Annotated in this window: 19 protein-coding genes; 8 read left to right on the top strand and 11 right to left on the bottom strand. The window is 72.1% G+C overall.

Translation table 11 applies throughout. The annotated features are described in order from the left end of the window. Positions 1–52 precede the first annotated feature (52 nt). On the top strand, positions 53–1258 hold the full coding sequence (locus tag AB0I11_RS08290; protein WP_357315338.1) for an aminoglycoside phosphotransferase family protein: 1206 nt from the start codon (positions 53–55) through the stop codon (positions 1256–1258). A gap of 3 nt (positions 1259–1261) precedes the next feature. Here AB0I11_RS08290 and AB0I11_RS08285 read toward each other — a convergent pair whose 3' ends face one another. After that, positions 1262–2122, bottom strand: coding sequence for an AraC family transcriptional regulator (locus tag AB0I11_RS08285; protein WP_357315335.1), 861 nt, complete (start codon positions 2120–2122; stop codon positions 1262–1264). 111 nt (positions 2123–2233) lie between these two features. Between AB0I11_RS08285 and yidD the strand changes: the two genes are divergently transcribed. Further along, on the top strand, positions 2234–2617 hold the full coding sequence (gene yidD, locus AB0I11_RS08280; protein WP_357315332.1) for a membrane protein insertion efficiency factor YidD: 384 nt from the start codon (positions 2234–2236) through the stop codon (positions 2615–2617). 27 nt (positions 2618–2644) lie between these two features. Here the strand turns inward: yidD and AB0I11_RS08275 are convergent, their stop codons facing one another. Together AB0I11_RS08275 and AB0I11_RS08270 are read right to left on the bottom strand one after the other, a co-directional pair. Then, the gene (locus AB0I11_RS08275) at positions 2645–3391 is read right to left on the bottom strand and encodes a DUF2071 domain-containing protein (protein ID WP_357315329.1); all 747 of its coding nucleotides are present in this window, start codon (positions 3389–3391) and stop codon (positions 2645–2647) included. An 89-nt stretch (positions 3392–3480) separates the two neighbouring features. After that, positions 3481–3849, bottom strand: coding sequence for a VOC family protein (locus AB0I11_RS08270; RefSeq protein ID WP_357315326.1), 369 nt, complete (start codon positions 3847–3849; stop codon positions 3481–3483). 115 nt (positions 3850–3964) lie between these two features. Between AB0I11_RS08270 and AB0I11_RS08265 the strand changes: the two genes are divergently transcribed. From AB0I11_RS08265 to AB0I11_RS08255, 3 genes are all read left to right on the top strand, one after another. Further along, complete coding sequence (locus AB0I11_RS08265; protein WP_357315324.1) at positions 3965–5221, top strand: RNA polymerase sigma factor; 1257 nt, start codon at positions 3965–3967, stop codon at positions 5219–5221. A 67-nt stretch (positions 5222–5288) separates the two neighbouring features. Next, on the top strand, positions 5289–5936 hold the full coding sequence (locus tag AB0I11_RS08260) for a DUF998 domain-containing protein (RefSeq protein WP_357315321.1): 648 nt from the start codon (positions 5289–5291) through the stop codon (positions 5934–5936). A 1-nt stretch (position 5937) separates the two neighbouring features. Next, positions 5938–6309, top strand: a complete 372-nt coding sequence (locus tag AB0I11_RS08255) for a YciI family protein (RefSeq protein ID WP_357315318.1) — start codon at positions 5938–5940, stop codon at positions 6307–6309. A gap of 65 nt (positions 6310–6374) precedes the next feature. Here the strand turns inward: AB0I11_RS08255 and AB0I11_RS08250 are convergent, their stop codons facing one another. Then, positions 6375–6728 (bottom strand): nitroreductase/quinone reductase family protein, encoded by a 354-nt coding sequence (locus tag AB0I11_RS08250; protein WP_357315315.1) that lies wholly within the window; start codon positions 6726–6728, stop codon positions 6375–6377. A 369-nt stretch (positions 6729–7097) separates the two neighbouring features. On the opposite strand from AB0I11_RS08250, the gene AB0I11_RS08245 reads away from it, so the two are divergent. Beyond that, positions 7098–9251, top strand: a complete 2154-nt coding sequence (locus AB0I11_RS08245) for an MMPL family transporter (protein ID WP_357315312.1) — start codon at positions 7098–7100, stop codon at positions 9249–9251. Positions 9252–9396: 145 nt separating this feature from the next. After that, complete coding sequence (locus AB0I11_RS08240) at positions 9397–11838, top strand: M14 family zinc carboxypeptidase (protein WP_357315309.1); 2442 nt, start codon at positions 9397–9399, stop codon at positions 11836–11838. Positions 11839–11908: 70 nt separating this feature from the next. Here the strand turns inward: AB0I11_RS08240 and AB0I11_RS08235 are convergent, their stop codons facing one another. The 7 genes from AB0I11_RS08235 to AB0I11_RS08205 all read right to left on the bottom strand — a co-directional run bounded on the left by AB0I11_RS08235 (position 11909) and on the right by AB0I11_RS08205 (position 19014). Then, complete coding sequence (locus AB0I11_RS08235) at positions 11909–12469, bottom strand: hypothetical protein (protein WP_357315306.1); 561 nt, start codon at positions 12467–12469, stop codon at positions 11909–11911. A 275-nt stretch (positions 12470–12744) separates the two neighbouring features. Continuing rightward, positions 12745–13890, bottom strand: coding sequence for a galactonate dehydratase (dgoD, locus tag AB0I11_RS08230; RefSeq protein ID WP_357315303.1), 1146 nt, complete (start codon positions 13888–13890; stop codon positions 12745–12747). Beyond that, complete coding sequence (locus AB0I11_RS08225; protein WP_357315300.1) at positions 13887–14579, bottom strand: FadR/GntR family transcriptional regulator; 693 nt, start codon at positions 14577–14579, stop codon at positions 13887–13889. The genes dgoD and AB0I11_RS08225 overlap by 4 nt, the downstream gene beginning before the upstream one ends. Next, positions 14576–15346: an SDR family NAD(P)-dependent oxidoreductase gene (locus AB0I11_RS08220; RefSeq protein WP_357315297.1), complete on the bottom strand. Its 771-nt coding sequence runs from the start codon at positions 15344–15346 to the stop codon at positions 14576–14578. Before AB0I11_RS08220 ends, AB0I11_RS08225 begins: the two co-directional genes overlap by 4 nt. After that, positions 15343–16389 (bottom strand): ABC transporter permease, encoded by a 1047-nt coding sequence (locus AB0I11_RS08215; RefSeq protein ID WP_357315293.1) that lies wholly within the window; start codon positions 16387–16389, stop codon positions 15343–15345. Before AB0I11_RS08215 ends, AB0I11_RS08220 begins: the two co-directional genes overlap by 4 nt. Further along, positions 16389–17885, bottom strand: a complete 1497-nt coding sequence (locus AB0I11_RS08210; RefSeq protein ID WP_357315290.1) for a sugar ABC transporter ATP-binding protein — start codon at positions 17883–17885, stop codon at positions 16389–16391. The genes AB0I11_RS08215 and AB0I11_RS08210 overlap by 1 nt, the downstream gene beginning before the upstream one ends. Positions 17886–17991: 106 nt before the next feature. Continuing rightward, positions 17992–19014, bottom strand: coding sequence for a substrate-binding domain-containing protein (locus AB0I11_RS08205; RefSeq protein WP_357315288.1), 1023 nt, complete (start codon positions 19012–19014; stop codon positions 17992–17994). A gap of 267 nt (positions 19015–19281) precedes the next feature. Here AB0I11_RS08205 and AB0I11_RS08200 point away from each other — a divergent pair, with 267 nt between their 5' ends. Beyond that, positions 19282–20151 carry an SMP-30/gluconolactonase/LRE family protein gene (locus AB0I11_RS08200; RefSeq protein ID WP_357315285.1) on the top strand — a complete coding sequence of 290 codons (870 nt, stop codon included), beginning with the start codon at positions 19282–19284 and terminating at the stop codon, positions 20149–20151. The last annotated feature ends 105 nt before the right edge of the window (positions 20152–20256 follow it).

Raw genomic sequence — 20256 nt, 5'->3', positions numbered from 1 at the left:
GCCGGACCGATAACCGCTCGCGGCCGGCCGGCGGCGACGTTAGGGTCCGCCCGTGTCCCGCACCGTGACCCTGGTCCTGGTCGACCCCGCCGGCCGGCCGCTGGGCGCCCTGCCCCCGTACGACGTGCCGGAGCCGTGGTGGCAGCAGGTCGGCGCGATCGTCGACGGGGCCCGCCACCGGTACGGCGTCGACGTCGCGGTGCTGCGGCTGCTCGCCGCCGACCGCCCGGAACCGCCCGGCGGCCACCTCACCTACCTGGCCGAGGTGTCCGCCCCGCCGGCGGTGCCGCTGGCGCCGGTGCCCGGGGGCGCGGACCACGGCGGCTCGCCGCCGGTGCCCGGGCACCTCGCGCCGCACCCGCTGCGCGCCCCCTGGGCCGAGCCCGGCGGCCCGGCCCGCAGCCTCGCCTGGGCCGCCGCCGAACTGGACCGGCTCGGCCGCCCGGTCACCGCCGCCCAGCAACACCGCACCTGGAACCTCTCCGCCATCTGGCAGCTGCACGGTGCCGCGGGCAGCGCCTGGCTCAAGCAGGTGCCGCCGTTCTTCGGGCACGAGGCCGCCGTGCTGCGCTGGCTCGCCGGCGCCGCGCCCGACCTCGCTCCGACCCTGCTGGCCGCCGACGGCACCGGCCGGCTCCTGCTCGACCACGTGCCGGGCGAGGACCGCTACGCCGCCGACCCGGCCGAGCGGGCCGCCATCGCCGCCGACCAGCACACCGTCCAGCGCCGCGCCGCCGGCGACGTCCCGGCGCTGCTCGCCGCCGGCGTACCCGACCTGCGCGGTCCGGCGCTGGCCGGCTGGATCCGGGACCGGCTCGCCCCGCACGACGTCGCGGACGCGGCCGACCTGCTCGCCGGCCTCGACGACCGGCTCGCCCGGCTGGCCGACTGCGGCCTGCCCGACACCCTCGTCCACGGCGACCTGCACCCCGGCAACGTGCGCGGCGACGGCCGGCGGCGCACCCTGATCGACTGGGGGGACGCCTTCGTCGGGCACCCCGCCTTCGACATCCTGCGGCTCACCGACACCCTCGACGAGGCCACCGCCGTGCCGCTGCGCGCCGCCTGGGCCGCCCGCTGGCAGGCCGACGTGCCCGGCAGCGACCCGCACCGGGCCGTCGACCTGCTCCGCCCGGTCGCCCCGCTGCGGATGGCCGCCGTGTACGCGATGTTCCTCGCCGGCATCGAGCCCAGCGAACACCCCTACCACCGCAACGACGTGCCGGCCTGCCTGAAGCAGGCGGCCGCCGCGGCGTGACGGTCAGACCCGCCGCACCGGGACCCACAGCTCCGCCTCGGCGGTCTCCCCGCCCGGCGCCACCCGGACCTTCGAGATCTCCGGCCCCGGCCGGCTCTCGTACGGGTTCGACGGGAACCACTGGGTGAACACGTCCCGCCACAGCTGCTGCACCGCCTGCGGGAACGCCCCCGCGACGCGGAACACCGCCCACGACCCGGCCGCCACCGGCAGGCTGTCCAGGTCCTCCGGCGCCTCCGCGCCGGTCACCACCCCGTGCCAGTAGTCCAGCTCGGTGCCCTCCGCCCGGGAACCGGCCAGGTCGTCGCTGACGTTGACGATCCCGTGCGGCTCCTGGTCCGACAGCGCCTCGATCCGGCGTACGGTCTCCTGGTCGATGCCCCGGACGAACGCCACGATGTGCGGGTTCATCCCCTCGTGCACCAGCGGCACCCGGGCCTTCCGCCCGACCAGGTGGAAGGCCTCCTTCGCCACGATCCGGTATTCCATGCTGGCGCTCCCTTCGACGACGAGCCGGAAGGACATCCGGGGCTGCGCGCGCAGCGATGCGCCGGTACGCCGGGCCTCCTGCGGGCCGATCCCGTGCATCGCCCGGAACGCCCGGGCGAACGCCTCGTGCGAGCCGTACCCCCAGCGGACCGCGACGTCGAGCAGCGGCGCCTCCCCGGCCACGACCTCCGCCCCCGCCACGGTCAGCCGCCGGCGCCGCACGTACTCCGACAGCGGAAGCCCGGCGAGGGCCGAGAAGAGCCGCCGGAGATGGTGCTCCGACACGGCGGCGATCCGGGCCAGCACGGCCACGTCGAGCGGCTGATCGAGGTGCCGTTCGAGATGATCCATGGCCTGGTTGAGCCGCTCCAGCACCCGATACCCCTTCCTGGTTGACGGCTCCGACGCTAGGCGCCGCCACCTGCACCGACCCGACCCCGCCCGACCCGATCCGATCGGCTGGCGCGGGTGCCCCATCATGGCGTCGTGATCAAGCTGAAGCGGAAGCGCCGTAAGAAGGACCGGGACTGGTGCGACTGCGACCTGCCCGACTGCCGATTCTGCGACTGTGACGGCCCGGGCGGCTGCGACTTCGGCCTCTTCTCGACGCTGCTCACCCTCGGCGCGCTCGTCGCCGGTGCGACCCGCGTCCCGGTCGTCGACCGCGCCGGCCGGGCCGCCATCCTCGGCTACCGGCGCTGGCTGTCGCAACGCTGGCCCGGCCAGTGCCGCTTCACCCCCACGTGCAGCGCCTACGGCCTGGCCGCCGTCGAGAAGTACGGCCTCGCGGTGGGCGGCCGGCTGGCCGCCGACCGGGTACGCCGCTGCCGCCCGCCGGTCCCGCGCGGCACCCACGACCCGCTGCGCTGACCGGCCCCGCTGCTCGCCGGCGCCGCGCTACCGCAGACGTCGGCGCAGCGCCATCGGGCCGCCGAACACCACCGGCACACCGGGGGAGTGGAGCACGCTCACCGGCGGCCCCGGCATCGGTGGCAGGCCGGCGGCGGTGACCAGTTCGTCGTCCAGGTGCAGTAGCTCGGCGCGGTGCAACGGCCAGCGCGGATGCCAGTTCGGCAGGTGCAGGGTGCGTCCGTACGCCCGGGTGTGCAGGCCCCAACGAGCGGTGAGGAAGTGGTCCAGCGGCGTCGGCTCGGCGATCGGGTCGCCGACCCGTACCGTCATCCGGCTGGCGGCGCCGCGCGGGCCGGGCCAGCGGCGCCGGCAGCGGTAGGTCAGCCGGTCGCCGTCGCGGTCCAGCCGCATCGCCGACCACTTGTACGGCAGCCGCAGGCTGAGCTGCGCGACCAGCACCGGCACCAGCCGGGACGCGTCCAGCGAGCGGAACACCACCGCCCGCCGGCCGGTGCCGTCGACCGAGTACAGCCGGACGTTGGTCTCCCAGAAGGTGCCGAAGTAGGGGATCCCGGGGCCGCGCCCGAGGCCCAGCCCGACCATCCGGAACCCGATCAGGCCGACGTAGCTGAGCCCGTCGACGGTGTCCGGGCGGGTGCCGGCGGGCAGCAGCGGCGCGACGACCTCGGGCGCGACCGCCCAGTGCAGGAAGGTGAGGTCCTGCCAGCGCTGCCGCAGCGACGCCCACGGGAACGTCCGGGTCGGCGCCACCTCGACCGGCTCGATGTCCACCCGCTCATCGTGCCCGGTGACGCGGCCCCGGGTCGGCCCCGGTCGCGCAGGCGTCCAGCGCCGCCGCGCGTCATCGGCCGAGGGCGCGCTCACTCGGGGCGGTGGCAGACCGCCTCGACGTTGTTGCCGTCCGGGTCGCGGACGAACGCGCCGTAGTAGGTCGGGTGGTACTCCGGCCAGACCCGGGGCGCGTGCAGCACCTCCGCGCCGGCGGCCAGCGCGGCGTCGTGGAACGCCCGCACGGCGGCCCGGTCCGGGGCGGTGAACGCGATGTGCGCCTCCAGCGGGGCACCGGCCTCCGGGGCCGCGGGCACCAGCCAGAAGTCGGGACGGTCGACGCCGTAGCCGATGGGGCCGGGCTCCATGAGCCGGCGCCCGCCCAGCGGGGCGAGCACCGCGTCGTAGAACGCGGCGCTGGTCGCCAGGTCGCGCACCATGACGGAGAAGTGGTCGAGCATGTCGCCTCCCTGCGATCGTCGGGACCGCGCCAGGCTACGAGCCGGCTACGACACTCCCCGCCCGCCGCCCACCCCGCCCTTCTGCCGGCGGGCGTGAGCTGCTGTGATACGTCCCATGGCGGAATCCGAGGCGCGGCGCACCGTCGAGGCGGTGTGGCGGATGGAGTCGGGCCGGGTGGTCGCCGGCCTCGCTGGGCTGGTCCGCGACGTCGGCCTGGCCGAGGAGTTGGCCCAGGACGCGCTGGTCGCCGCGCTGGAGCAGTGGCCGCGCGACGGCGTACCGGACAATCCCGGCGCGTGGCTGATGACCGTCGGCAAGCGCCGGGCCGTCGACCTGCTGCGCCGCAGGCAGACCCAGCAGCGTACGCTCGCCGAGCTCGGCCGGGACCTGGACGAGCAGCACACCCCGGACTTCGACGCCGCCGTCGAGGACCGGATCGAGGACGACCTGCTCCGGTTGATCTTCGTGGCCTGCCATCCGGTGCTGTCGCCGATCGCCCGCGCCGCGCTCACCCTGCGCCTGGTCGGCGGCCTCACCACCGGCGAGATCGCCCGCGCCTTCCTGACCACCGAACCCACCGTCGGCCAGCGGATCACCCGGGCCAAGCAGACCCTCGCCGCCGCGAAGGTCCCGTTCGAGGTGCCCGGCCCCGCCGAACGCGCCGAACGCCTCGACTCGGTCCTCGAAGTGGTCTACCTGATCTTCAACGAGGGCTACTCGGCCACCGCCGGCGACGACTGGATGCGCCCGGCCCTGGTCGAGGAGGCGTTGCGGCTGGCCCGGCTGGTGCAGGGGCTGATGCCCGACGAGCCCGAGGTGCACGGCCTCGCCGCGCTGCTGGAGATCCAGGCGTCCCGGACCCGCGCCCGCACCGGCCCGGACGGCGAGCCGATCCTCCTCAACGACCAGGACCGCGGCCGCTGGGACCAGTGGCTGATCCGGCGCGGCCTGGCCGCCCTGGACCGGGCCCACACCGACCACCCCGGCCCGTACGCCCTCCAGGCCGAGATCGCGGCCTGCCACGCGCGGGCGCGTACCCCCGAGGAGACGGACTGGGCGCGGATCGCGACGCTCTACGCGGAGCTGGCCCGGCTGGTGCCCTCACCCGTGGTGGAGCTGAACCGGGCCGTCGCGGTGGCCCAGGCCGACGGGCCCGCCGCCGGCCTGGACCTGGTCCGGAAGCTGGCCGTGGAGCCGGCGCTGGCCGGTTACCACCTGCTCCCCAGCGTGCTCGGTGACCTGCTGGTCAAGCTCGGCCGGCAGGACGAGGCCCGGGTCGAGTTCGAGCGGGCCGCGGCCCTCACCGGCAACGCCCGGGAGCGTGCCCTGCTGCTGTCCCGGGCCGCGGAGTGTGGCCCGAAAAAATCTTGAGAAGTCATGTCGGATCCCGGTCGGCCCGTGCGACGCGTCAGCGAGACCAACCGATGAGGAGACCGAGATGACCAGTACGACGCTGACCCGAGCTACCACGCCGGCGGTCCGGACCGTGACGCTGCTGCGGGCCGGGGCCACCGCCGGGCCGCTGTTCGTCGGGCTGGGCCTGGCCCAGGCGTTCACCCGCGACGGGTTCGACCTCAGCCGGCAGCCGCTCAGCCTGCTCACCCTCGGCGAGTACGGCTGGCTCCAGATCGGCAACTTCGTCGTCTCCGGGCTGCTGGCCCTGGCCGGGGCGGTCGGCCTCCGCCGGGCGCTGCGCGGTCAGCCGGCCGGGACGTGGGGGCCGGCGCTGGTGGCGGTCCTCGGCGTCGGCCTGATCATCGCCGGGGTGCTCCGCCCCGATCCGAGCATGGGTTGGCCGGCCGGCGCGCCGGCGGGCAACCCGCCGACGATGAGCTGGCACTCCTACGGCCACGGGGTCGGCGCGATGCTCTCGTTCGGGTCGCTCACCATCGCCTGCCTGGTGTTCGCCCGACGCTACGGCCGGCTGGGTGCGCTGCTGTCGGTGCTGGTCGCGCTGGCCACGGTCGTCGTGATGGCCTGGCCCGACCAGGGCAGCATCAGCGTCCGGATGGTCCTCGGCTCGGCCCTCGTCCTCGGCTGGCTCACCGCCGTTTCTCTGCACACGATCAACGAGAGGAAGCACTGAGATGCGCTACATGATGATGCACAAGCTCGACGAGTCCGTTCCGGGCACCTTCGAGCCCACCCCGGAGTTCATGCAGACGATGGGCGCCTACTTCGAGGAGGTCGCCAAGGCCGGCATCCTGGTCGCCGCCGAAGGGCTCTGCAAGAGCAGCGAGGAGTCGGCGCGGATCACCGCCACCAAGGGCAAGAAGACCATCACCGACGGGCCGTTCACCGAGACCAAGGAGCTGATCGCCGGCTTCGGCCTGGTGGAGGTGCGGTCGAAGGAGGAGGCGGTCGAGTGGGCCAAGCGCTTCGTCGACGTCTTCGTCCAGCACGGCATCGACGTCGAGGTCGACGTGCGGCGGGTCAGCGAGGGCCCGCACGAGGGCTGACCGGCCCGAACGAACACGGGCGGGGGTGCCGGGCTCACGACCCGGCGCTCCCGCCTCGCGTCGGGTCAGCCGAGGGGGATCTGGACGGCGACGTCGTGCTTCGGGTAGTACTCGTTCACCCGCTGCGCGCCGTACTTCGCCCGGAACAGGTCGACCACGTGCTCGACCTGCGTGGCATCGGTGATCGGCGTGACGCTGGAACTCAGCGCCGTGCCGTTCGCCGCCACCTGGATCATCGGCGTGCGGCGGACGTTCTTGTACCACTGGCTGTCCGAGCCGGTCACCGGCACCAGGAACAGGTTGTCGTCCTCCTGGACGAACCACACCGGGTGGGAGATCTGCCGGCCGGTCCGCCGGCCGGTCACGGTGATCTCCACCTCGCGTACGCCCTCCAGGGCGTTCCAGATCGCATTGGCCACGACGCCCTCCGACCGTCCGGACTGGGTCCCCGCCTGCCAGGCTAGGGACCGCGACGCCGGTCCGCCGCCGGTTCCGGCAGACACCACCTTTCCGGTACGGCCGCGCCCCGCCCTCGGGCCGGCCGGCGGCGCCGGCCCGCCCTCCCGCGCCCGCCACCGTGCCGGCCGGCCCGGTCGGACGTAGGCGCTGCTCACGTTCCTGGATGGCCCGGGACACGCGGGCATCAATGTGGCCGTCCGAAAAGGATTGGCAGCGGCCGGTAGCATGCACCGGGGGTAGCGGAGGCTTCCCCGCACCGTGACGGGCGGAGCATCGGCGCTCACCGCCCCTGACGTCGGTGAAGCCCTACACACGGGGGGAAACAACACATGTTCGAGCGGCTGGGCCGGTTCGTGGTGCGCAGGGCGTGGTGGGTGATCGTCGGCTGGCTGGTCGCGGCCGCCGCCATCATCGGCACCACACCGTCGCTGGGCGACATCACCTCGGCCGACCAGGGCAGCTTCCTGCCCCACTCCTACGAGGCGGTGCAGGCCGCCGAGCTGGCCAAGAGGGTCTTCCCGCAGCAGGTCGCCGCGACCGCGGCCATCGTGGTCAAGCGCGCCGACGGCAAGCCGCTCACCCCGGCCGACGAGGCGAAGGTGGGCGAGGTCGCCCAGACGCTCAAGGCCAAGAACATTCCCAGCACCTCCGGCTACCTGACCGGCCCGCAGGCGGTGGCGCCGGACAAGTCGGTGCAGGTGGTCAACGTCGGGCTCGACGCGAAGACGCCGGACGACCCGGCCCTGCTCCAGGCCGTACGCGATCTGCGGGCCGACCTCGGTCCGGCGCTGGCCGGCAGCGGCCTGACCGCGGGCGTGGCCGGCGACGTGGCGAGCTTCGTCGACAACGAGGACACCTTCAACCAGGCCTTCGCCGTGGTCGGCGTCGCCACGATCGTCCTGATCATCGGGCTGATTCTGATTATCTTCCGCAGCCCCATCGCCGCGCTGCTGCCCGTGGTGGTCGTCGGCCTGGTGCTGACCGTCACCACCGGCCTGGTCGCCGCGGCCGGCAAGGCGTTCGACCTCAACGTCAGCCAGGACCTGCAGACCATCCTGTTGATCGTGCTCTTCGGCATCGGCACCGACTACATCTTGTTCCTGCTCTTCCGTTACCGGGAGCGGCTGCGCGCCGGCGACGACAAGCGCACCGCCATGGTGGTCTCCGTCCAGCGGGTCGGCGAGGTCATCACCTCGGCCGCCGGCGCCGTCATCGTCGCGTTCCTGGTGCTGCTGCTGGCCTCGCTGGGCTTCTTCGGCTCGCTCGGCCCGGCGCTCGCGATCGCCGTCGGGGTCATGCTGATCACCTCGCTCACCCTGGTCCCGGCGCTGGTCTCGCTGCTCGGCCGGTACGTCTTCTGGCCGTCGAAGGCGTGGCAGCGTACCCCCGAGGCCAACCTGGCCCGCCGCCTCGGGAAGGTGGTCGGACGCCGTCCGGCGCTCGTCGCCGCCGCGTCCGGTGCGCTGCTCGTGGCGCTCGCCGCCGGATCGCTGGCCTACCAGGCCGACTACGACTTCAGCTCCGGCTTCCCGCAGGACACCGAGTCGGCGAAGGCCGCGACCGACCTGCAGCGCGGGTTCGCCGCCGGCGCGCTCGCCCCCACCGAGGTCTACCTGACCACCGACAACGGCACGCCCCTGACCGACCAGCAGCTCAACGAGTTCGCGGCGGCCGCCGCGAAGGCGCCCGGGGTGGGCCAGGCGCAGCCGCCGGAGCGCAGCAACGACCCGAGCGTGGCCCGGGTCAACCTGCTGCTGAACGAGAACCCGGTCTCCAACGAGGCCATCACGCTGGTCCGCGACCACCTGCGCGACGACCTGCACGCCGCGGCACCACCGCGCACGAAGGCGCTGGTCGGCGGCACCACCTCGATCTTCGCGGACATCAACTCGGCCAACAACCGGGACCTGTCGGTCATCCTGCCGGTGGCGGCCGCCCTCATCGCGCTCATCCTCGCGCTGCTGCTGCGCAGCCTGGTCGCGCCGATCTACCTGGTCATCGCGGTGCTGCTCAACTTCGCGGCGACGCTGGGCGCCACCGTCTACCTCTTCCAGGGCTTGCAGGGCAAGCCGGGCATCACCTTCCAGCTACCGATCATCCTCTACCTCTTCGTGGTGGCGATCGGCACCGACTACAACATCCTCATGATCGCCCGGCTGCGGGAGGAGGCGCGGGAGGGCAACGAGCCCCACGAGGCAGCCGCCATCGGCGTGGAACACGCCGGGCCCACGGTCGCCGCGGCGGGCCTGATCCTCGCCGGCACGTTCGCGGTGCTGATGCTCGCGCCGATCTCGTTCCTGCAGCAGATGGGCTTCGCGGTGGCGATCGGCATCGTGCTCTCCGCGTTCGTCATGTCGATGTTCTTCGTGCCGGCGCTGACCGCGCTGATCGGGCACAAGGCATGGTGGCCCGGGCACGGCGACGAGCGGCCCGGCGGCAAGCCGCAGGCGCCGCCGGAGCCGGCCAGCATGGCGAACGTGTAACGCGCGGCGCGGACCGAAATCCTTACCCATCGATCTTGACTGATGGTGAGACGGCGACCACGCTGTGCGTAGCCGGTGCAGTCGGGGTGGTCCATCGGCCACCCCGACCGCACGGCCTTCTGGATCGCTCGCCGGAAGGACTCTCATGAGGAGTACAGGAAGATCCCACGGACCGCGCCGATTCCTCGCCCTGCTCGCCCTGCCCCTGGCGCTCGCCGTCAGCGCCCCCGGCTTCGCCAACCCGACCACGGACCGCACCGTCGCCCCCGACCGAGCCTCCACCGGCAACCAGGACGGCGTCGGCCTGATGCGCATCGTCGTCGCCGACAGGTCCGGCATCGACCGCCTCACCGACCTCGGCGTCGACCTCGCCGAGTACGTCAAGCCGGTCGACGACGGCATCGAGGTGCACGCCGTCCTCAGCTCCGAGGAGAGCCAGGCCCTGCGCGACAAGGGCTTCGACGTGCGGGACGCCATCTCCGACCAGAGCGACCACGCCCGGAACATGGCCGAACGGTCCGCCGCCATCCGCGCCGCGACCGCCGCCACGGCCGGCGCCGACACCCTCACCGTGCTGCGGGCCGAGTGGTTCACCAGCCTCGACAACCAGCTCTTCCTCAACATCGAGGTGAAGTCGAGCGCCGGCACCGACGCCACGACCGTGCTCACGGCGAGCTGGGACAGCGGGCCCGGCACGCAGGTCGGCTCCGGCGGTACCGCCACCATGTCCCGGTTCACCGACGCCGGCCAGTACCTGTACCACCGGTTCAGCAACCCGGTCCCGATCACCGCCAAGCCGGCCAGGGCCACCATCACCAGCAGCCAGGGCGGATCGGCCACCGTCGACGTCACCACGTGGCTGGGCAGCCCACGCAAGAACCCCGGCAAGCACCCGTACGTGTCGGACTTCGTCGACCACTACCTGGACCCGACCGAGGTCACCGCCCGGTTCACCGGCCTGGCCGCCGAGTTCCCCACGCTCACCGAGCTGATCGACCTGCCGTACAAGACCAACGGCTACCGGCGCAAGGCCCAGGCCCAGTTCGGCACCGCCGCCGCCAGCACCCTCTACGTCACCTCCACCGCGTACGGGCACCAGGGCGGCAACGACCTCACCATGGCGCTGGTCGACCCGGGCGCGGCCAACGCCCCGTTGACCGTCAGCGTGGCCGGCAAGGCGGTCACGGTCAGCCTGGCCACCGACGGCGCCGGCGCGACCAGCAGCACGGCCGCGCAGGTCGTCGCCGCGGTCAACGGCAACACCGACGCGGCCGCGCTGCTCACCGCCAGCACGTACCGGGGCAACGCCGGCGCCGGCGTGCTGGCCGCCGCCCCGGCGACCAGCCTGACCGACAACCTGAAGGCGCCGGCGAGCGTGTCCCGCGAGCCGTTCCAGATGAAGGTGCTGCGGATCGGCAAGCACCGCGACGGCTCGAAGGTCGGCGTCTTCCTCTACTGCCAGGAGCACGCCCGGGAATGGGTGACCCCGCTGGTCTGCGTGGAGTCCGCCGAGCGGCTGCTGCGCAACTACGCCAAGGACCCGGACACCCGCAAGATCGTCGACGGGCTGGACATCTTCATCCTGCCGGTCGTCAACCCCGACGGCGCGCACTACAGCATGTACGACTTCAACATGCAGCGGCGGAACATGACCAACCACTGCCCGGCGACCAACGCCGACCCGGGCCGCCGCAACTCGTGGGGCGTCGACGTCAACCGGAACTTCTCGGTCGGGTCCGTCTTCGACGGCTACGTCGGCGCGTCGGCGACCAACTGCGTCAGCGACACGTACGCCGGCCCCGCGGAGCTGTCGGAGCCGGAGGCGCGCAACGAGGTGTGGCTGGTCGACCACTTCCCGAACATCAAGCTCTCGATGAACACCCACTCCTACGGCGGGTACTTCATGTGGCCGCCGGGGGCGTACAAGGCCGAGGGGCGGGAGGTGCTGCCGCGGGTCGACCAGGGCACCGAGGCGTACTTCTGGACCTCGTCGGACTACATCCTGTCCCGGGTGCAGGAATACCGGGGCACGGCGATCTGGCCGGGCCGCACCGGGCCGGTGACTGACGTGCTCTACTCGGCGGCCGGCAACAGCGCCGACGAGCACTGGTACAACCGGGGCATCATCGGCTGGGACTTCGAGGTGGGCGCGGACATCTACGACCCGGCGACCGGGCGGTTCAGCGCGGTCGGCTTCCAGCCGCCGTTCGCTGAGGGGCACGAGGAGGCGATGGAGTTCGCCAACGGCAACATCGCGATCCTCGAGGTGGCCCGGGCGTACGCGACGGACAAGAGCCAGCCCCGGACGTCGCTGGAGGTCGTCGGCCGGGAGCCGGGGGCGACGGCGTTCACCTTCCGCACCAGTGAGCCGGCGAACGTGTACTACACGCTGGACGGCAGCCGGCCGACGTACGACTCGCCGAAGCTGGCGCTGGCCGGGATGCGTGAGGGGGTGCAGAACATCACGGTGACCAGCGATACCACGGTGAACTGGTTCTCGATCGACATCGCCGGCAACGTGGAAGGCAACTACAAGCCCGAGGGGCAGGGGAAGAACTACCACCAGCAGCGGGTGAGTGTTCAGTAGCCGCCATCGCGTGCATACCGGTGGCCGCCGACGACGTGTCGGCGGCCACCGGCCGCCCGGGACAGCGCGGTCATCGGCCGGTCCGTTCGGCGGAGATGACGAGCCGCCACGCGACTTCACCGGACGCCGGCACCGTCGCCGCTTCGTGTGGTGCGGCCTCGGCCAGGTCGAAGACACCGCCGAGCATCGGTTCGACTCCGATGCTGCGGTACGGCGCCGATGGCGGAAAGCCGCCGAGGTTGCGCCACAGCGCCGTACCGGCCGGCTGGTCGTCCACCTCGAGCCGCATCCGGAGCGTGTCCGCCCCGTCGGTGACGCGTACCTCGGCGCACCCGAGGATCGCCCCCACCGCCGAGCCGTCGGCCGGTCCGAGCTGGGACAGTGGCAACCCCAACGGCTCCGGCCAGCTTCCCGTCATCGTCGTGGCACCGGTCGGCCACGCATCGCCGAGGACGGCCGCAGCCTCGGAGTAGACCAGCGCCGGCGTGCCAGGTGGGGCGACGAGTCGGGCCGAATCCGACACGTCGAGCAACGCGTGGCCCGCCCACAGGAAGCGATAGCCCGGGTCCGCCGACAGTCGATACGACGCCACAACGGCCCCATCGACGTGCTCGATCCGGCGGCGCAGCACGAAGTCGGCGCAGTCGACGACGGCATCTCCCCCGTCGTGCCGCCAGGGTCGCGACCACGCACTTCCGTGGTCCGGCCTGCCGCGTACGGTCGGAACGCACTCCTCGAGCCCACCCACATCGACAAAATCCGCGCCGGGCCGGACGTGCCCGCGCGCCGGATCCGCGCGGGACCACAGCCATTCGCGGCCACCGCCCGCCAGCGAGGTCCAGCGACCACCAAGGGCGAGGTCGACCTCCGCGGTCAGCGGGACCCGCCTGGCCGCCGGGGTGTTCCCTACCATTCGGCGAACGAGCCGTCGTCGTGTCGCCAGATGGGGTTGCGCCAGGCGTGGCCGGCCTGGTCGGCGCGCCGTACGGCGGTCTCGTCCACCTCGATGCCCAGGCCGGGCCGCTCGAGCCGCCGCGCGTACCCGTCCACGAACGTGAACACCGCGGGGTCGACCAGGTAGTCGAGCAGCCCGGCGTCCGTGTGGTAGTGGATGCCGATGCTGTGCTCCTGGATGAGGTGGTTCGGCGTCGCGAACGCGACCTGCAGGCTGGCTGCCAGCGCGATGGGTCCGAGCGGGCAGTGGGGCGCGAGGTGTACGCCGTACGTCTCGGCCAGGGCCGCGATGCGCCGGGTCTCGGAGATGCCGCCGGCGTGGGAGAGGTCAGGTTGGACAACGGTCACGCCGGCCTGGAGGACCGGCAGGAATTCCGACCGCGAGTAGAGGCGTTCGCCGGTCGCGATCGGGATCGTGGTGGCTGCCACGACGTCCGGCAGCCGGTGCGAGTGCTCGGGCACCACCGGTTCCTCGGCGAACAGCGGGTACAGCTCCTCGAGCAGCGGGAGCACGCGGCGGGCGTCGGCCGCCGTGACCCGGCCGTGGAAGTCGAGGGCGAAGTCCCGGGACGGTCCGAGCACGTCGCGCGCGAGTGTCGCGCGCTCGACGACGGCGCGGATGTCGCCGAGGGATCCGCTCCTCGGGAACCGGCCGGTGGCGTTCATCTTGACCGCGGTGAAGCCGGCCTCGACCTGTGCCGTGAGGGCCTCCGCGAGTTCCGCGGGCTCATCGCCGCCCACCCAGGCGTACATCCGGACCCGGTCACGTACGGGGCCACCGAGCAGTGCGTGTACGGGGGCGCCGTAGGTCTTGCCGGCGATGTCCCACAGGGCCTGGTCGATCCCGGCGACGGCGGACGACAGCACCGGTCCGCCACGGTAGAACCCACCCTTGGTCAGCACCTGCCAGTGGTCCTCGATGCGCAGCGGATCCTGCCCGACGAGCTGCTCGGCAAGCACCTCGACAGCGGCCCGTACGGGCTCGGCGCGCCCCTCGACGACCGGTTCGCCCCAGCCGACCACGCCGTCGTCGGTCTCGATGCGGCAGAACAGCCACCGCGGTGGCACGAGGAAGGTCTCGATGCGGGTGATCTTCATGGGCGCAGCTGGCGCTCGTCGCGCGCGGCCTGCTCCAGCAGTGCCCGCATGGCCTGCTCGGCGCGGTCGCCGTCGGCGGCCCGTACCGCGTCCAGCACCGCCCGGTGGGGTGGTAGGAAGTCGTCGCGGTGGCCCTGGGCGTGCACGATGAGATCCCGCGTGCGTAGGCCGATCTCGATGATGTGCTCCATCCGGACGAGCAGCTCGTTGTGTGTCGCGGCGAGCAGAGCGCGGTGAAACGCGAGGTCGGCGTCGATGACGGTCTCGGTGGTGGTTTCGGCCGTCACGGATGCGAGTGCGGCCTCGAGCGCGTCCAGGTCCGCCTCGGTTCGGCGGGCCGCGGCGAGGCGGGCTCCCTGCGGTTCGACGATGAGCCGTACCTCCGCCAGGTTGGCGAGGAACGCGTCATTGTCGGCGCCCTCGAACTGCCACTGCAGGACGTCCGGGTCCAGCAGACTCCAGTCCGTGCGTGGCCGAACGAAGGTGCCGCGCTTCGGCCGGGCGTCGACGAGGCCCTTCGCGGCGAGGACGCGCATCGCCTCGCGCACCACGGTGAGGCTTACGTCGTACTCCCGCTCCAGGCGGTCGATCTCGATGGTCGCGGCGGGTGGGAACTCGCCGGAGATGATGCGGCGACCGACCTCCCGCACGAGGTGCCCGTGGAGGCCACGGTCCGGGTAGTTGCTCACGCCGAGTCCTTCTTTGCCGACCAGCCGCCGTCGACGGTGATCGTAGTGCCGGTGATGTACGAGCTCTCGTCGCTGGCGAGGAACGCGACCGCGGCCGCGACCTCGTCGGGACGGCCGAACCGGTGCGCCGCGGTAGCCGCGACGCTGCGGTCGCGGGCAGCCTGGTCGATGCCGTCCCAGACCGGCGTGAGGATGGGCCCGGGCACGACGGCGTTGACCCTGACATCCGGTCCGTACTCGACCGCGAGCTGACGTGCCAGCGCGAGGAGCCCACCCTTCGACGCCGCGTACGCGGGATGGCCGGGCAGCCCGTGCGTGGCGTGCACCGAGGACGTGAGCACGACCGACCCGTGCCCACTGGCGCGCAGGAGCCCGAGGCACGAGCGCACACCGAGGTAGGCGGCCTTGAGGTTGACCGCGAGTTGCCGGTCCCAGTCCGCCTCGTCGAGTTCGTGCGCGGGGGCCGTGACCATCGCGGCGGCGTTGGAGAACAGGACGTCAAGCCGTCCGAACTCGGCTCGGGCGAGGTCGGCGACGGCCTCCCAGGTGGCGGCCTGGGACACGTCACCGACCAGCCTCCGGACCGACGCGGCGCCGGAGCCGGTCACGTCGGGTACCCGGTCCACGGCGATCACCGCTGCGCCCTCGGCGGTGAATCGGTCCACGACGGCGGCACCGATTCCGGAGGCCGCGCCGGTGACGACCGCGACCCGACCGGAGAGCAGACCCCGGCCGCCGGGCACGGTAGGCGTGGGTTGCTGGCTCACCGGGGCAGGCCGATCCGTCGTTCGCCGGAGCGCCGCTGCTGGATCACGACCGCGGCGACGAGGAGGCTTCCCTTGGCGACGTTCTGCCAGAAGGAGTTGACGCCGAGGATGTTGAGCCCGTTCTCGAGTACGCCGAGCAGGACGAGGGCGAGGACGGTGCCGGGGATCGTGCCGCGACCGCCCTGCATCGCGCAACCACCGAGGGCGGCGGCGGTGATGGAGTACAGCTCGAGTCCTTCGCTGCCGGACACCGGCTGCCCCGAGCCGGTCTTGGCGGTCAGCAGGATGCCCGCGAAGCCGGCGACGGCGCCGGTGAGGCAGTAGGCGGCGATGATGTAGCGGTTCAGGTTGACGCCGGCGAGCCGGGCCGCCTTGTCGTTGCCGCCGATGGCGTACAGGTTCCGGCCGATGTCGGTGTACTTGAGCAGTACGTGCGCGGCCACCGCGATCAGGGCGAACACCCAGATGAGCGTGGGGATGCCGGCGATCGAGCCGCGCGCGATGAAGATGAAGATGGGGTCGGCGCCGGTGTAGCCCTGCGCCCGGCCGTCCGAGATCAACTGCGCGATGCCCTTGTAGGCGGCGAGCGTGGCGAGCGTGGCGATCACCGGGTTGACTCGGCCGTACACGATGATGACCCCGTTGACGAGCCCGCACGCGAGGCCTGCGGCGAGCGCGGACAGCAGGCCGGGGAACGGGCCGCCGGCGGAGGTGAAGACCATCGCGCAGGTCACCGACGTGAGGCCGGTGATCGAGCCGACCGAGATGTCCAGGCCACCGATGATGATCACGATGGTCTGGGCGACCGCGAGGACACCGGCGATGGCGATCGTGGTGCCGATCGTGCGCAGGTTGGCCGAGCCGAAGAACTCGGGCGCCTGAACTCCGATGATCGTGACGAGCACGGCGAGCGCGATCAGCAGCGACGTGTTCTGGTTGAAGGGAACCCGAAGCCGGGCGAACCGAGCGGCGGCCCCGTTCGTACCCACGGCTCCGGGCTCGGCCGCGTGGTCCAGTCGCTGGTCGTTCTGTGTCTGGGTCATCAGGAAGCTCCGGTCAGGTGGTCGGCCATGGCGAGGGCGAGAACGCGTTCTTCGGTCGCCTCGCCGCGGGTCAGCTCGCCCGTGATTCGGCCGTTCTGCATGACGACAATTCGGTCCGAGAGGCCGAGGACCTCCGGCAGCTCAGAGGAGACGACGAGCACGGCGACGCCCTCGGCGGCAAGCGCGTCGATGGTCGCGTAGATCTCCGCCTTCGCGCCCACGTCCACGCCACGAGTCGGTTCGTCGAGGATGAGCACCTTCGGCTTGCGGGCCAGCCAGCGGACCAGCACCGTCTTCTGCTGGTTACCGCCGGACAACTTCTCGACCTCGTGCTCGATCGACGGGGTACGCACGCGGAGTCGCGTGGCGAGGCCCTCGACGAGCTCACGTTCCGCGCCGCGGCGGACGAAGCGGAATCTGCTGAGGCGGTCGAGGACGGCCAGCGACGCGTTGTCCCGCACGGAGCGCTCGAGCAGCAGCGCGTCCGCCTTGCGCTCCTCGGGGGCGAGCCCGATCCCGGCATCGATGGCATCGCGCGGCGAGCGCAGCTCGATCGGCTGTCCGTCGACGAGCACCCGGCCAGAACGGAGGGGAACGTCGCCGAAGATGGCTCGGGCCAGTTCCGAGCGTCCGGCGCCGACGAGCCCGGCGAGGCCGACGACCTCACCGGCCCGGACCTGGAGGCTGATCCCGCTGACGTCGTCGGTGGTGACGTCCTCGAGCGTGAGCACCACCCGTTCGTCGGCCGCGTGCGCGCGCACGAACATGCCGGACAGATCACGGCCGACCATGAGCCGGACGACCTCGTTCTCGGCCGTCGCGGCCGTGGACCGCTCGCCGACCAGCGCGCCGTCGCGGAGGACGGCGATCCGGTCGGCGAGCTGGAAGATCTCGGCCATCCGGTGGGACACGTAGATCACCGCGACGCCACTGTCCCGCAATTGCCGGACCAGCGCGAACAGGGCGTCGGCCTCCCGGTCGGTCAGCGACGAGGTCGGCTCATCGAGGGCGAGCACCTTGGGCGTGTCCACGAGCGCACGGGCGATCTCGACCAGTTGGCGCTGTGCCGGGGAGAGGTCCTGACCCCGCGCCTCCGGCTGGAGCAGTCCGGCAAAGCCGAGCCGGCGCAGATGTTCGTGGGCGGCGGCGGTCAGCCTCTTCCGGTCGAACCGGCGTCCACCGCCGGTGGACACGTTGCCGACAAAGATGTTCTCGGCCACGGAGACGTCGCGGATGATCTCCGGTTCCTGGCTGATGATCCGGATACCGGCGCGCCGGGCCTTGGTGGGGGATCCCAGCGGCAGCGGCTCGTTGTCGAGTTCGACGGTTCCGCTGTCCGGCACATGTTCGCCGGCCAGGATCTTCAGCAGGGTCGACTTGCCGGCACCGTTCTCGCCCATGAGCGCGAGCACCTCGCCGGGGTTGCAGTCGATGCTGACGTCGCGCAGGGCAGGCAGGCCTGCGAAGCTCTTCGAGAGACCGCGAAGACGCAGCACAGGGACACCTCCTCTCGGGTAGGTCGGCAGGGAGATCAATCGCTGTCGAACAGGGCGGTGCCGGGGTGGGAGACCGGATCTCCCGCCCCAGCACCGGCTCCCCGCGCTAGCTGCACTTGACCCCGGCGGACTGCCACGTGTCCTTGTTCACGATCGCGGTGTTGGCCACGGTCTTGGCCGGCAGGTCGACACCGTCGCGCACCTTCTTGACCAGTGCCTGCACCGCCGATGCGCCGACCTCGCGCCCGTCGATGAACAGAGCTGACTTGAAACCGGTCGCGGTGCCCGCCTGCCAGTCCTTGCAGGCGAGGTAGGCGCCGAGGCCGACACCGATCACGTCGGTGGCGCCGAAGCGGGCGTTCGCCAGCGCGGTCACCACGCCGGAGACGTTCTCGTCGTTGCAGCCGTAGACGATCCAGTGCTTGACGCCGGCGTTCGCGGTGACCAGCGCTCCGGTCTTGTTCTGAGCGTCGACCGCGGAGTTGTCGGTGCCGAGCTTGATCACCTTGACCTCGGCGCCCGCGGCCGCCGCAAAGGCCTTGTCCGCGGCGTTGACCCGGTCCTGACACACCGACAGGTCCTGCTTGAAGGCACTGATGATCCGGGTGTCGGCCGCCGACCAGCCGGACTGCTTGAACAGCGTGCCCGCCTCGGTCCCGACCTTCTCGCCCATGGCGGCGCCGTCGAAGCCGGCGAACGGCGCCTCGGCGCCGGCGGCGTCCTTGATCCCGTCGTCCGAGGCGATCAGGGGGATGCCGGCCTGCTTCGCCTTGTCGATGACCTGGGGGCCGATGAGCTGGTCGGGTACGACGATGGCGATCGCGTCGAACTTCTGCGCGATGACCTGGTCGAGGGCGTTGATCGCCTTGTCCGAGTCGGTGCCCAGGTCGAACATGCTGACCTCGACGTCGCCCAGCTCGGTTGCCTTGGCCTTGGCGCCGGCGCCTTCGTCCACGAAGTACTGCTGGTCGCCCTGCTTCTGCAGGTACGCAATCTTGATCTTGCCGGATTTCGGCTTGCTGTCGCCGCTGCCGGCGGCGGTGTCGGCCTGCCCGGACGAACACGCGGTGAGCATCGAGGCGAGGGCGAGGGCGGCGGCGGAGGCCGCCGCCCAACGGGTGCGCTTCATGACGCACGAGCTCCTTTCAGTACGGCGACCGACTGCCCTCGGCACCACGCGGTGCCGTGGCCTGCATCGACCCCATCTGGCCGGCGCCCTGCGCGCCGAGGCGTTGATCACCCTGGCAGCCGGGTAACAGCCCCGTCAAGAAGTATTCATAAAAAAGCAATAATGGGCCCGGGGCACCGTCTCCAGGTCCCCAGCCGGGCTATCGTGTCCGCCCACCGGTACGGGTGCGGAGGGGCCAGCATGGCCAAACTGGAACGAGGGCAAGCCGTGACGATCAGCAAGCTTGATGTCGCCCAGCAGGTCGAGGCGGACCTGGGCGAGGGACCGACCTGGAACCCGGCGGCGAGCCGGCTGATCTGGGTGAACGTTCTCGACGGTGAGGTGCACCAGCTCGATCCCGCCACCGGAGCCGACGACGTGCTCCGGGCGGATCAACACGTCGGTGCCGCCAGGCCGCGATCCGCCGGCGGCCTGGTCGTCAACCTGCGCGACGGCATCGGCCGGTACGACTCGGCTGGCGGCTTCGACTGGCTGGTCACCTGGCCGGAGGACGGCGTGCGGGGCAACGACGCCGCCGTCGACCCCACCGGGCGGCTGTGGGCCGGGACGATGCGCTACGACGCCGCGCCGGGCGGCGGGACGCTGCGGCGGGTGGACGCCGCTGGTGACGTGGTGGTGGTCCTTGACGACGTCACCATCAGCAACGGCATCGGATGGAGCCCGGACGGGTGCCGCATGTACTACGTGGACACCGCGACCAACCGCATTGACGTCTTCGATGTCGACGCCGGTACGGGCCTGGTCCACGGCCGCCGACCGCTGGCGACGGTGGACGCCGGTCATGGGGCGCCGGACGGGCTGACGGTCGATGCCGACGGCTGTGTCTGGGTGGCCCTGTGGGGTGGTTCGGCCGTGCACCGGTACACCCCCGACGGCACGCTCGACCGGATCATCCCGGTACCGGTCAGCCAACCGACCGCCTGCGCGTTCGGCGGGCCGGCCCTGACGGATCTCTTCATCACCACCGCGCGCCACGGACTCGACGACGCGTCGCTGGCCGATCAACCACTCGCCGGCTCCGTGCTCGTGCTCCCGGACGCCGGCGTCGGCCTCCCGGCGCAGCCCTTTGCCGGGTGACGAGCAGGCGATGCCGGATTGAGGCGCATTGAGGTCGCAACGGTGACGGCGTGGCGCGCCTGTTCAGCGACGAGCCCGGCCCACGGGGTGTATAAGTATTACCAA

Source organism: Micromonospora sp. NPDC050495 (genome assembly GCF_040655175.1).
In the GTDB taxonomy this organism is placed as follows: Bacteria; Actinomycetota; Actinomycetes; order Mycobacteriales; family Micromonosporaceae; genus Micromonospora.
The sequence above is the reverse complement of the archived record's forward strand: the minus strand, read 5'-3'. Positions and strand labels throughout refer to the sequence as shown.